This is a genomic window from Kitasatospora sp. NPDC088160 (assembly GCF_044741445.1).
In the GTDB taxonomy this organism is placed as follows: Bacteria; Actinomycetota; Actinomycetes; order Streptomycetales; family Streptomycetaceae; genus Kitasatospora.
Map to the genome: position 1 here is coordinate 41,125 of NZ_JBIUSS010000010.1, position 12,813 is coordinate 53,937.

General features: G+C 70.1%; 12 protein-coding genes. 11 read left to right on the forward strand and 1 reads right to left on the reverse strand.

Annotated features, from left to right (window positions below; all coding sequences use genetic code 11):
• Positions 1 to 18: 18 nt before the first annotated feature.
• Positions 19 to 978: a tRNA (adenine-N1)-methyltransferase gene (locus ACIOGZ_RS16905; RefSeq protein ID WP_350877994.1), complete on the forward strand. Its 960-nt coding sequence runs from the start codon at positions 19 to 21 to the stop codon at positions 976 to 978.
• Positions 979 to 1,103: 125 nt separating this feature from the next.
• Positions 1,104 to 1,709, forward strand: a complete 606-nt coding sequence (locus tag ACIOGZ_RS16910; RefSeq protein WP_363583908.1) for a hypothetical protein — start codon at positions 1,104 to 1,106, stop codon at positions 1,707 to 1,709.
• Positions 1,710 to 1,722: 13 nt separating this feature from the next.
• On the opposite strand, the gene ACIOGZ_RS16915 is transcribed toward ACIOGZ_RS16910, so the two are convergent.
• Positions 1,723 to 2,028 carry a ferredoxin gene (locus tag ACIOGZ_RS16915; RefSeq protein WP_363583906.1) on the reverse strand — a complete coding sequence of 102 codons (306 nt, stop codon included), beginning with the start codon at positions 2,026 to 2,028 and terminating at the stop codon, positions 1,723 to 1,725.
• A 283-nt stretch (positions 2,029 to 2,311) separates the two neighbouring features.
• On the opposite strand from ACIOGZ_RS16915, the gene arc reads away from it, so the two are divergent.
• From arc to ACIOGZ_RS16960, 9 genes are all read left to right on the forward strand, one after another.
• Positions 2,312 to 4,078, forward strand: coding sequence for a proteasome ATPase (gene arc / locus ACIOGZ_RS16920; protein WP_363583904.1), 1,767 nt, complete (start codon positions 2,312 to 2,314; stop codon positions 4,076 to 4,078).
• A gap of 230 nt (positions 4,079 to 4,308) precedes the next feature.
• Entirely contained in the window at positions 4,309 to 5,820 is a 1,512-nt protein-coding gene (gene dop / locus ACIOGZ_RS16925) for a depupylase/deamidase Dop (RefSeq protein WP_208869055.1), read from the forward strand.
• 174 nt (positions 5,821 to 5,994) lie between these two features.
• Entirely contained in the window at positions 5,995 to 6,213 is a 219-nt protein-coding gene (locus ACIOGZ_RS16930; RefSeq protein ID WP_031069167.1) for a ubiquitin-like protein Pup, read from the forward strand.
• A 163-nt stretch (positions 6,214 to 6,376) separates the two neighbouring features.
• On the forward strand, positions 6,377 to 7,219 hold the full coding sequence (prcB, locus tag ACIOGZ_RS16935) for a proteasome subunit beta (RefSeq protein ID WP_363583902.1): 843 nt from the start codon (positions 6,377 to 6,379) through the stop codon (positions 7,217 to 7,219).
• Between the two features lie 31 nt (positions 7,220 to 7,250).
• The gene (gene prcA, locus ACIOGZ_RS16940) at positions 7,251 to 8,006 is read left to right on the forward strand and encodes a proteasome subunit alpha (RefSeq protein ID WP_363583900.1); all 756 of its coding nucleotides are present in this window, start codon (positions 7,251 to 7,253) and stop codon (positions 8,004 to 8,006) included.
• Between the two features lie 121 nt (positions 8,007 to 8,127).
• Complete coding sequence (gene pafA / locus ACIOGZ_RS16945) at positions 8,128 to 9,489, forward strand: Pup--protein ligase (protein ID WP_363618116.1); 1,362 nt, start codon at positions 8,128 to 8,130, stop codon at positions 9,487 to 9,489.
• A 136-nt stretch (positions 9,490 to 9,625) separates the two neighbouring features.
• A complete protein-coding gene (locus ACIOGZ_RS16950) occupies positions 9,626 to 10,612 on the forward strand; it encodes an FKBP-type peptidyl-prolyl cis-trans isomerase (RefSeq protein WP_363583896.1) in 987 nt (328 codons plus the stop codon).
• Between the two features lie 246 nt (positions 10,613 to 10,858).
• Entirely contained in the window at positions 10,859 to 12,169 is a 1,311-nt protein-coding gene (locus ACIOGZ_RS16955; protein WP_363583894.1) for an FKBP-type peptidyl-prolyl cis-trans isomerase, read from the forward strand.
• A gap of 139 nt (positions 12,170 to 12,308) precedes the next feature.
• The gene (locus tag ACIOGZ_RS16960) at positions 12,309 to 12,716 is read left to right on the forward strand and encodes an FKBP-type peptidyl-prolyl cis-trans isomerase (RefSeq protein ID WP_400329704.1); all 408 of its coding nucleotides are present in this window, start codon (positions 12,309 to 12,311) and stop codon (positions 12,714 to 12,716) included.
• Positions 12,717 to 12,813: the final 97 nt, after the last annotated feature.

Genomic DNA, 12,813 nt, shown 5'->3' on the forward strand with positions numbered 1-12,813 from the left:
TCCCTTAGGATTGACCGCATGTCCGAACCGACCGGTGCCACCCGCCGACGCGGGCCCTTCCAGGTCGGGGACCAGGTCCAGCTGACCGACCCCAAGGGCCGCCACTACACGTTCACGCTCCAGGCCGGGAACCAGTTCCACACCCACAAGGGTGCGTTCCCGCACGACGAGCTGATCGGCGCCCCCGAGGGCACGGTCGTGCGCACCACGGGGAACGTCCCGTACCTCGCGCTGCGCCCCCTGCTCCCCGACTACGTCCTGTCCATGCCGCGCGGCGCCGCCGTGATCTACCCCAAGGACGCGGGGCAGATCCTGGCCATGGCCGACATCTTCGCCGGCGCCCGCGTCGTCGAGGCCGGTGTCGGCTCGGGCGCGCTCTCCACCTACCTGCTGCGCGCCGTCGGCGACACCGGCATGCTGGCCTCGTACGAGCGCCGGCAGGACTTCGCCGACATCGCCAAGGGCAACGTCGAGCGCTACTTCGGGGGGCCGCACCCGGCGTGGAAGCTCACCGTCGGAGACCTCCAGGACAACCTGGTCGAGGCCGACGTCGACCGCGTCATCCTCGACATGCTCGCCCCCTGGGAGTGCCTGGACGTCGCCTCCAAGGCGCTCGTCCCCGGCGGCCTGATCTGCTGCTACGTGGCCACCACCACGCAGATGTCCAAGACCGTCGAGGCACTGCGCGACCACGGCACCTTCACCGAGCCGCAGGCCTGGGAGACCATGGTCCGCACCTGGCACCTGGAGGGCCTGGCCGTCCGCCCGGACCACCGGATGATCGGCCACACCGGCTTCCTGCTCACCGCCCGCCGCCTCGCCGACGGCGTCGAGCCGCCGCTGCGCCGCCGCCGCCCGGCCAAGGGCGCGTACGGCGAGGACTACGACAACGGGGGCTCGGAGCCGAGCCTCCAGGAGCGCGCCGCGGCCCGTGCCGCCGCCCGCGCCGTCGAGACCGAGCAGCCCGACCTGGGCTGACCGGGATCGCTTCCCAGGGGTGGTACGAGCCTGCTCGTGCCACCCCTCGGCATTCCGGCCGCCGGCGTGTGGGACGATGCTCGCGCACGCAGACCAGCTCCTGGGAGCACTGGAGGGGACGCCTGGTGGAGACCGCGGTCGGGACGACGGCTGGACAGCAGACACCGCGGGGCCGCACCGGGCCCGGGCACGCGCGCACCGCCCCCTGGCACTGGGCCCTGGCCCTGGCCGGCTGCGGCGCGGTGGTGGCCGCGGCCCTCGCCGCCAGCCCCGCCACCGGCACCCCGGTGCCCGTCCACGGCACTCCCAAGGCCCTCGGGGCGAGTGCCGCCCCCGACCCGGCCAAGGCCCAACTTCCGCTCGACTGCGGCCCGTTCCCGGTCGCGACGGCCATCAGCATGCCGGCCGACCTGGGCGACGGACGGCCCGGCACGGTCGTCGCCGCGCACTGCGCGGCCGAGAACGGCACCCCGCCGGACGCCGTCTACCTGCTCGGTTTCGGCCCCGGCGACCGCCCGGTGGTGCTGGCCACGCTCCTCTCCGAGCGCGAGAACCTCACCCTCGGCCGGCTCGCGCTGCGCTCCGACGGCGCCATCACCGGCCACGCGCAGGGGTATTCGAGCGACGAGGTGCCGCGCTTCCGTCCCGACATCTCACTCGACCTCACCTGGATGCGCAAGGGCGGCGGCTGGGAACGTTCCCAGACCGCCGCCCCGGTCAGCCAGACCTGAGGGGGAGGACGCGTCAGTCCGCGTCCGGCCCGTACACCTCGACCCGGTCGGTGACCCGGCGCACGTGGATGCAGTCGCCGGGGCACTCCTTCGCCGAGTCCACCACGTCCTGAAGGATCGTCAGCGGCACCGGGGCGGTCTCCCCGGGCTGCTGGCGCAGCTCGTCGTCCGGCCCCTTCACGTAGGCGAGGCCGTCGATGTCCAGCTCGAAGACCTCGGGTGCGTACTGCACGCAGATGCCGTCGCCGGTGCACAGATCCTGGTCGATCCACACCTCCAGCTGTTCGGCCGCCGCGGCCGTCTGCTCGGTTACCGACATGGTCCCCTGCCGTTTCTGTCCCGGGTCGCCCTTTTCCGGGGCAATCCCGCCATTCGTACAACGATCGGACCCAGGCGCCCGGTCGCGATCGGATATCACTTCGCTCGACGATACATCTGGCCCGCTTTGGGTGGTGAGCGGTGGGTATCCCCTTAGCAGAGGGGAAGCACGCTGGGGCGAAGATCGGACACGCCCGTTCCATCTTTCTTGATCTAGGGGTTTACGGACCCCTGGTCCCAGGTAGGGTCTGGAAGCGTCCAGCTCCCCGGAGGAGGTGAGGACCGTGGCAGCCCACGATGACGACTACAACCGCAGCACCGGCAGGCCCGCTCGTGGTTCCGACGAGGCCGCTCAGGTCTCGTTCCTTGAGCAGGAAATCGCTGTGCTGCGCCGCAAGCTCGCCGACTCGCCGCGCAATTCGAGGATCCTCGAAGAGCGGATCGTCGAGCTCCAGACCAACCTGGCCGGAGTGTCCGCCCAGAACGAACGGCTCGCCTCCACCCTGCGAGAGGCCCGCGACCAGATCGTGGCCCTCAAGGAGGAAGTGGACCGGCTGGCACAGCCCCCGGCCGGGTTCGGCACCTTCCTCGAGGCCAACGAGGACGGCACCGCCGACATCTTCACCGGGGGGCGCAAGCTCCGCGTGAACGTCAGCCCCAACGTCGCCCTCGACGAACTGCGGCGCGGCCAGGAAGTGATGCTCAACGAGGCCCTCAACATCGTGGACGCGATGGCCTTCGAGCGCATCGGCGAGATCGTCACCCTCAAGGAGATCCTCGAGGACGGCGAACGCGCCCTGGTCGTCGGCCACACCGACGAGGAGCGGGTGGTGCGCCTCGCCGAACCGCTGCGCGAGCTCACCGTCCGGGCGGGGGACGCCCTGCTGCTGGAGCCCCGCTCCGGCTACGTGTACGAGGTCGTGCCGAAGTCCGAGGTCGAGGAGCTGGTCCTCGAAGAGGTCCCGGACATCGACTACCGCCAGATCGGCGGACTGAGCAACCAGATCGAGCTGATCCGGGACGCGGTCGAGCTGCCCTACCTGCACGCCGACCTCTTCAAGGAGTACGAGCTGCGTCCGCCCAAGGGCGTGCTGCTCTACGGCCCGCCCGGCTGCGGCAAGACGCTGATCGCCAAGGCGGTCGCCAACTCGCTGGCCAAGAAGGTCGCCGAGGTCACCGGACGCCCCCAGGGGAAGAGCTACTTCCTCAACATCAAGGGCCCCGAACTGCTCAACAAGTACGTGGGCGAGACCGAGCGGCAGATCCGCCTGGTCTTCCAGCGGGCCCGGGAGAAGGCGAGCGAGGGCACGCCCGTCATCGTCTTCTTCGACGAGATGGAGTCGCTGTTCCGCACCCGCGGTTCCGGCGTCAGCTCGGACGTGGAGAACACCATCGTCCCGCAGCTGCTCGCCGAGATCGACGGTGTGGAGGGCCTGGAGAACGTCATCGTCATCGGCGCCTCGAACCGCGAGGACATGATCGACCCGGCGATCCTGCGGCCCGGCCGCCTGGACGTCAAGATCAAGATCGAGCGCCCGGACGCCGAGGCCGCGAAGGACATCTTCTCCAAGTACCTCAAGGAGTCGCTGCCGTTCCACCCGGACGACCTCAAGGAGCACGACGGCTCCCTGGGCACCACGGTGGCCGCGATGATCCAGTCGGTCGTGGAGCGGATGTACTCCGAGACCGAGGAGAACCGCTTCCTGGAGGTCACCTACGCCAACGGTGACAAGGAGGTCCTGTACTTCAAGGACTTCAACTCCGGCGCCATGATCCAGAACATCGTCGACCGCGCGAAGAAGATGGCCATCAAGGACTTCCTCGACCACGGTCAGCGCGGTCTGCGCGTCTCCCACCTGCTCGCCGCCTGCGTGGACGAGTTCAAGGAGAACGAGGACCTGCCGAACACCACCAACCCGGACGACTGGGCCCGCATCTCCGGCAAGAAGGGCGAGCGGATCGTCTTCATCCGCACGCTGGTCACCGGCAAGCAGGGCGCCGAGTCCGGCCGCTCGATCGACACTGTCGCCAACACGGGGCAGTACCTGTAAGCACGCGGTGAGACCGGGCCGCCCGGCGGTCCCCGGAACAGCACGCACCCCGTCCGGCTGTGGCGCCTCGCGGCCCCGCAGCCGGACGGCGCGTCTCGGGGTCCGCCCGTCGGCGCCGGGTTCTAGGCTCGACCCACCGATCGCGGGCAGAACGCCGGCGCCGGTGTTGTTCAGCGGTACGTCGGCGTGCTCCGCCCGTGGGGGGCGGCGCACCGGGCAAGGAGGGCCGCATGACCGTACGGCGCGTGATGGGCATCGAGACCGAGTACGGGATCTCCGTGCCCGGGCACCCCAACGCCAACGCCATGCTCACCTCGTCCCAGATCGTCAACGCGTACGCGGCGGCGATGCACCGGGCGCGGCGGGCCCGCTGGGACTTCGAGGAGGAGAACCCGCTGCGTGACGCCCGGGGCTTCGACCTGGCGCGCGAGGTGGCGGACGCCAGCCAGCTGACCGACGAGGACATCGGCCTGGCCAACGTCATCCTCACCAACGGGGCCCGGTTCTACGTGGACCACGCGCACCCCGAGTACAGCTCGCCCGAGGTCACCAACCCGCGCGACGCCGTGCTCTGGGACAAGGCCGGCGAGCGGATCATGGCCGCCGCCGCGCAGCGCGCGCTGGAACTGCCCAACGGGCAGAACATCCACCTGTACAAGAACAACACCGACAACAAGGGCGCCTCCTACGGCACCCACGAGAACTACCTGATGAAGCGGGCGACGCCGTTCGCCGACATCGTCCGCCACCTCACCCCGTTCTTCGTCTCCCGCCAGGTGGTCACCGGTGCCGGCCGGGTCGGCATCGGCCAGGACGGCTCGACGCACGGCTTCCAGATCAGCCAGCGGGCCGACTACTTCGAGGTCGAGGTCGGCCTGGAGACCACGCTCAAGCGCCCGATCATCAACACCCGGGACGAACCGCACGCCGACGCGGAGAAGTACCGCCGGCTGCACGTGATCATCGGGGACGCCAACCTCTCCGAGATCTCCACCTACCTCAAGCTGGGCACCACCTCACTGGTCCTGTCGATGATCGAGGACTCCTTCATCGCCTCCGACCTCGCCGTCGACCAGCCGGTGCGCACCCTGCACCGGGTCTCCCACGACCCCACGCTCAAGCACCTGATCACCCTGCGCAACGGGCGCAAACTCACCGCCGTCCAGCTCCAGCTGGAGTACTTCGAGCTGGCCCGCAAGTACGTCGAGGACCGCTTCGGCACCGACGCGGACGAGCAGACACTGGACGTGCTGGCCCGCTGGGAGGACGTCCTCGGGCGGCTGGAGCGCGATCCGATGTCGCTCTCCAGGCAACTGGACTGGATCGCCAAGCGGGAGATCCTGGAGGGCTACCGCAGCCGGGACGCCCTGGGGTGGGAGAACCCGCGGCTGCACCTGGTCGACCTCCAGTACAGCGACGTGCGGCCCGACAAGGGCCTCTACAACCGGCTGGTGGCCCGCGGCCGGTTCGAGCGGCTGGTGACCGAGGCGGAGGTCGAGCGGGCCGTCTCCAAGCCCCCGGAGGACACCCGGGCGTACTTCCGCGGGCGCTGCCTGGAGCAGTACGCCGACCACGTCGCCGCGGCCTCCTGGGACTCGGTGATCTTCGACCTGCCGGGCCGGGACTCGTTGCAGCGGGTGCCCACGCTGGAGCCGCTGCGGGGCACCCGCAACCACGTCAAGGAGCTGCTGGACCGCTGTCGCACCGCGGAGGACCTGCTACGGGTCCTCTCCGGCGGGTAACTTTTCGATCACCATGGGTGAACGTCCGCCGAATGGGAATCATCCGGGGTGGCGGCGGGTGTTGGACAGGAAGCGCCACCGGCAAACCGGGAGCGGCAGTCGCACCTTGTGTATAGGGTCGGTGCAGCAAGCAACGACCAAACCGTGCCAGAAGAATCGAGCGGGGTGAGGGAAATGGCGAGCAAGGACACCGGCGGCGGCCAGCAGCGGGCGAACCGCTCCTCCGAGGAGGTCGAGGAGCAGGCCGCGGAAACCCAGAATTCCGACGACCTCAAGGAACGCCAGGAAAAGCTGAGCGACGACGTCGACGCGGTGCTGGACGAAATCGACGAGGTCCTGGAGTCGAATGCGGAAGATTTCGTCCGCGGATTCGTGCAGAAGGGCGGGCAATAGCCCGTCCCCGGTATTCGGGAATTCACGGTCGTGACCGTCGAGGGCGGTCGGGCGGCGAGGGCCGCCCGGCCGTCCGGCACCGGCCCCCTGCGCGCGTGGACAGTGATCGTCGGGCGGGTAGGGTGCGGGCAACGCGAGCTTCAAGCTACCTGGAAGGAATCGTGTGGAAGCCAACACTCGTGGCACCGGGCGTCTACCGGCTGCCTTCCTGACCCCGGGGTCCTCCTCCTTCGTGGACTTCCTCGCCGAGCACCGGCCGGAGCTGATCCCCGGCCACCGCGGGCTCCCCGCGGGGGCCGTGGTCGACGCCCCGCACGGGACCACCATCGTGGCCGCGGTGTTCGACGGCGGCGTGGTGATCGCCGGTGACCGCCGGGCGACGATGGGCAACGTGATCGCCCAGCGCGACATGGAGAAGGTGTTCCCGGCCGACGAGTACAGCGCGGTCGGCATCGCCGGCACCGCAGGCCTCGCCATCGAGATGGTCCGGCTGTTCCAACTGGAGCTGGAGCACTACGAGAAGATCGAGGGCGCGGTGCTCTCGCTGGAGGGCAAGGCCAACCGGCTCACCGCGATGATCCGGGGCAACCTGGGCATGGCGATGCAGGGCCTGGCGGTCGTCCCGCTGTTCGCCGGCTACGACCTGGACCTCGGCCGCGGCCGGATCTTCAACTACGACGTCACCGGCGGGCGTTCCGAGGAGCGCGGCTTCGCCGCCACCGGCTCGGGCTCGGTCTTCGCCCGCGGCTCGATGAAGAAGCTCTACCGCGACGGCCTGACGGCCGACCAGGCCGCCATGCTCGTCGTCCAGGCGCTGTACGACGCGGCCGACGACGACTCCGCCACCGGCGGCCCCGACCTCGCCCGCAAGATCTTCCCGATCGTCTCGCTGATCACCGAGGACGGCTTCCGCCGGCTCACCGACGCGGAGGTCACCGAGATCGCGGTCGCGATCACCGACGAGCGCCGCTCGCACCCCAACGGCCCGCAGGCCCCGCTGCTCTAGCCATCACCTCTCAGGAAAGGGACGACCGCCGGTGTCGACACCGTTCTACGTCTCGCCCCAGCAGGCCATGGCGGACCGCGCGGAGTACGCCCGCAAGGGCATCGCGCGCGGCCGCAGCGTGGTCGTGCTCACCTACGCCGACGGCATCGTCTTCGTCGCGGAGAACACCTCCAGAGCGCTTCACAAGGTCTCCGAGATCTACGACAAGATCGCCTTCGCGGCGGTCGGCCGCTACAACGAGTTCGAGAACCTGCGCATCGGCGGCGTCCGCTACGCCGACCTGCGCGGCTACTCCTACGACCGGGCCGACGTCACCGCCCGGGGCCTGGCCAACGTCTACGCCCAGACGCTCGGCACCATCTTCTCCTCGGTCGGCGAGAAGCCCTACGAGGTCGAGCTGATCGTGGCCGAGGTCGGCCGCACCGCGGACGAGGACCAGATCTACCGCCTCACCCCGGACGGCTCGATCGTCGACGAGAAGAACTACGTCGTGGTCGGCGGCAACGCCGACTCGATCGGCAACTACCTGGGCCAGCGCCACCGGGCCGGGATGAGCCTCACCGAGGTGGTCCGGGCCGCCGTGGACTCGCTCGCCCGCGACCCCAACGGCGGCAGCCCGCGCGCCCTCACCCCGGAGCAGCTGGAGGTGGCCGTCCTCGACCGCCAGCGGTTCCAGCAGCGCAAGTTCAAGCGCATCCTGGGCAACCAGCTCGCCCGGCTGCTCGACGGCGACCAGTCCGCCGAGTCGGACGACGAGGACGACCCGGCGGACACCGCGCCGGAGTAGCAGTGCCTGCGGAGTCCCGTACGGCGGCCGGACGGAGGCCGTACGGGACTCCGGTGCCCCTGCGGCGGCCCAGTCGTCGTGGAGGCGGTTTCGGACAGCTCCGACACAGAATGGAGTGCTCATGGACCGCCGGATTTTCGGGCTGGAGAACGAGTACGGCGTGACCTGCACGTTCCGCGGGCAGCGCAGGCTGTCGCCGGACGAGGTGGCGCGGTACTTGTTCCGCCGGGTCGTCTCCTGGGGCCGCAGCAGCAACGTCTTCCTGCGCAACGGCGCCCGGCTGTACCTCGACGTCGGCTCCCACCCCGAGTACGCCACCCCCGAGTGCGACGACGTGGTCGAGCTGGTGACGCACGACAAGGCGGGCGAGCGGATCCTCGAAGGGCTCCTGGTCGACGCCGAGCGGCGGCTGCACGAGGAGGGCATCGCGGGGGACGTCTACCTGTTCAAGAACAACACCGACTCGGCCGGCAACTCCTACGGCTGCCACGAGAACTACCTGGTGGCCCGGCACGGCGAGTTCTCCCGGCTGGCCGACGTGCTGATCCCCTTCCTGGTGACCCGCCAGCTGATCTGCGGCGCCGGCAAGGTGCTGCAGACCCCGCGCGGCGCGGTCTACTGCGTCAGCCAGCGCGCCGAGCACATCTGGGAGGGCGTCAGCTCCGCCACCACCCGCTCCCGCCCGATCATCAACACCCGCGACGAGCCGCACGCGGACGCCGAGCGCTACCGCCGGCTGCACGTGATCGTCGGCGACTCCAACATGTCGGAGACCACGACGCTGCTCAAGGTCGGCGCCACCGACCTGGTGCTGCGGCTGATCGAGGCCGGCGTGGTGATGCGCGACCTCACCCTGGAGAACCCGATCCGGGCGATCCGCGAGGTCAGCCACGACCTCACCGGCACCCACCAGGTGCGGCTCGCCAACGGGCGCGAGGCCAGCGCGCTGGACATCCAGGAGGAGTACTACACCAAGGCGCTGGAGTTCGCCGACCGCAAGGGCATCAACACCGGCACCATCGGCCGGGTGCTCGAACTGTGGGGCCGGACCCTGGAGGCCGTCCGCACCGAGAACCTGGACGAGGTGGCCACCGAGATCGACTGGATCATGAAGTACAAGCTCATCGAGCGCTACCGCGAGAAGCACCAGATGAGCATGTCCAACCCGCGGGTGGCCCAGATCGACCTGGCGTACCACGACATCCACCGCCGGCGCGGCCTGTTCTACCTGCTCCAGGGCAAGGGCCAGGCGAAGCGGGTGACCACCGACCTCAAGACCTTCGAGGCCAAGTCCATCCCGCCGCAGACCACCCGGGCCCGGCTGCGCGGGGACTTCATCCGCCGGGCGCAGGAGCAGCGCCGGGACTTCACGGTGGACTGGGTGCACCTGAAGCTGAACGACCAGGCGCAGCGCACGGTGCTCTGCAAGGACCCGTTCCGCTCGGTGGACGAGCGGGTGGAGAAGCTGATCGCCGGGATGTGAGCCCCGCAGGGGATCCCAGGTTTGTGATCAAGGCGGTGTCCGGCCCCGGTGGTGTCTACCGGGGCCGGACGCCGTCCGGGCATACGCTGTCCGTCGAAGTCAGGAGAGCCGACCTCGATCGACAGTTAGGACCACCGTGCGCCGCACCGCCGGTTTGCTACTCACCCTGCCCCTGCTGCTGGCGGTCGCCTGCAGCAGTTCGCCCAAGGCGGCCGGCCCGGCGACTCCGTCCGCGGCGAGCGCGCCTCCGACGGTGCCCGCACCGGTCGGCGAGGCGTCGCCGATGCCCACGCTCTCGGAGGGCGGTTTCGGCAGCAAGGCCACCATCACCCTCCCGGAGGGCCAGCCCGGCGGCCAGTTCGTGGTGAACACCGTCAGCGAGGGCGAGCGGTCGACGGTCAACAAGGGCGACTGGGTGACGGTCAACTACACGGCGAAGGACTGGACCACCGGCAAGGACCTGCCCAGCTCGTACGACCCGAGCGGGAAGCCGCAGCTCTACCAGGCCGGCAGCGGACAGCTCGTGCCGGCGCTGGACCAGAGCGTGATCGGCAAGAAGGTCGGCAGCCGGCTGCTGGTGGTCGCCCCGCCGGCGGCGGCCTTCGGCGAGCAGGGCAGCACCCAGCTCGGCGTCAACAAGGGCGACACCGTGGTGTTCGTCCTGGACATCATGGAGAGCCTGCCGCAGGACTCCACGCTGACCGGCGCCATGACCCCGCCGCCGGCGACGATGCCGCAGGTCAAGGACAACGGCAAGGCCCCGGTGACGATCACCGTGCCGACCGGGCAGGCCGCGCCCACCGACCTGGAGCAGGCGGTGCTGATCAAGGGCGAGGGCAAGCAGGTCAAGAGCGGGCAGACCCTGGTGGTGCAGTACACCGGGGTGCTCTGGAACAACGGCCAGCAGTTCGACTCCTCCTGGACGCACGGGGGCGCGCAGGCGGTGCAGATCGGCACCGGCAGCGTGATCGAGGGCTGGGACAAGGCGCTGGTCGGCCAGACCGTCGGCAGCCGGATCCTGCTCGTGGTGCCGCCCGGGCTCGGCTACAAGGACCAGGCGCAGGGCTCGGTGCCGCCCAACTCGACGCTGGTCTTCGTGATCGACGTTCTGGAAGCGGTTTAGGGAAGCGGCTCAGGGAAGCGGTTTAGGGCGGACACGCTCTAGGAAGTCCCCCCTGGGATTCCGTACGCTTGGGCGGACGCTCGTACAACGAAGCGTCCGCCCTCATCCTGAGCTGTCATACTGCCCTCGCACTGTGGCAGGCGCCGCCCGGCGTCGAGGTCCGGGGCGGACGGTGCGACGGCAGACCGGCAGTCAGCACGCCGGTCGCAGACCTGGAAGACCTCGTGGCGAGATGGATGGGGAGTCATGACTGAGAAGACGCCGAGCCCGGGCGGGGCCGGCACCGCGGCGAACGACAGCTCTGCGGGTGACCCGGCCGCCTCGCGTCCCGGCGGCCCGCTCCCGGGGGACGGCGAGTCGATCGTCGTCCCGCCGTCGATCCTGAAGCAGCAGGCCGGCTGGGCGCAGCCCGGCGAGCAGCCGCGCGCCTCGGGCGGGACCAAGACGGACGACACCCCGCAGATCTTCGCCTCCACCGTGCGTCGGGGCGACACCTCGGAGGCCGGGTACGACGAGAACCCGCCCGGGGTGGGCCGGCTGGGCGTGATCCTCGGCACGGTGCTGGCCGTGCTGCTGGCCGGCAGTGCCGTGACGCTGTACCTGGTGAACAAGGACGGCAAGTCGGACACCGCCGCCAAGCCGGACGCCGCCAAGAGCGCGCCGCCCACGCCGACCGCCGACCCGGTGCCGCCGATCAAGGACAGCGCCAAGGTGCTGCCCACCGTCACCGGTGACTTCGGCAAGAAGGCCGAGATCCAGGTGCCGGGCGAGGCCTCCGACGGCTCCTTCGTGGTGAAGGTGCTGACCGAGGGCACCGGTCCCAAGGTGGACAAGAACTCCTGGACCTCGGTGGACTACACCGCCAAGGACTGGACCACCGGCAAGGACATCCCGAGCTCGTACGACAACAACGGCAAGCCGCAGATCTTCCAGGCCGGCACCGACGCGCTGATCCCGGCGCTGGACCAGGCCGTGGTCGGGAAGAAGGCCGGCAGCCGGGTCCTCGTGGTGGCCCCGCCGGCCGCCGCGTTCGGCTCCCAGGGCAAGGCCGACATGTCGATCGGGGCGAAGGACGACCTGATCTTCGTGATCGACATCCGCAACGCCAACGCGCCCGACGCCGTGGTGAGCGGCACCGTCACGCCGCCGCCCGCGGACTTCCCGCAGGTCAAGGACAACGGCAAGAAGCCGGCCGAGATCACCCCGGTGGCCGGCGCGAAGGACCCGACCGAGCTGAAGTCGCACGTCCTGATCAAGGGCACCGGGCCGGCGGTGGAGAAGGGCGAGAAGGTCGTCGTCCAGTACACCGGCGCGCTGTTCAAGGACGGCAAGATGTTCGACTCCTCGCTCAGCAAGGGCCAGGCGTTCTCCTTCCCGGTCGGCGGTGGCCAGGTCATCCAGGGCTGGGACCAGGGGCTGGTGGGCCAGACCGTCGGCAGCCGGGTGGAGCTGGTGATCCCGGCCGCGCTGGCCTACGGCGACAAGGGCCAGGGCGACATCCCGCCTGGCGCGCCGCTGGTCTTCGTGGTGGACATCCTGGACGCCGGTCAGGGCTGATCCACTTTCGGGTGACAATGGTGTGCGTGTGACCTTCAGGTCCGGCCGCGTGGCCGGACCACCCCGGGCGGTGGGCGCCCGTACCGTGGTCCGGGAACGGACCGGGGGTGCGGGCGCCCGCCGCTTGGTCGTGACTGCAATGCGAAACGTGAGAAGAGGGACTGTGAGCGTCAACCTCAACGAGAAGCCCGAGATCGACTTCCCGATCGGCGACGCCCCGGCGGACCTGCAGATCCGCGACATCGTCGTCGGTGACGGCGAGGAGGCCAAGCCGGGCCACAACGTCAAGGTCCGCTACGTCGGCGTGACCTTCGAGACCGGCGAGGAGTTCGATGCGAGCTGGAACCGGACCCCGAACGAGTTCCGCTTCCCGCTGGGCGGCGGCCGCGTCATCAAGGGCTGGGACCAGGGCGTCGTCGGCATGAAGGTCGGCGGTCGCCGCGAGCTGACCATCCCGTCGCACCTGGCGTACGGCAACCAGTCGCCGACCCCGCTGATCCCGGCGGGCTCGACCCTGATCTTCGTGGTCGACCTGCTGGGCGTCTGAGCCTGCCGCGGCCGTGGGCCGGACCCCTCCGGGGGCCCGGCCCACGGGCGTTTCGGGAGGCCGCTTTTGCCGTGCGTACCGCTACCGGTACGGTCGG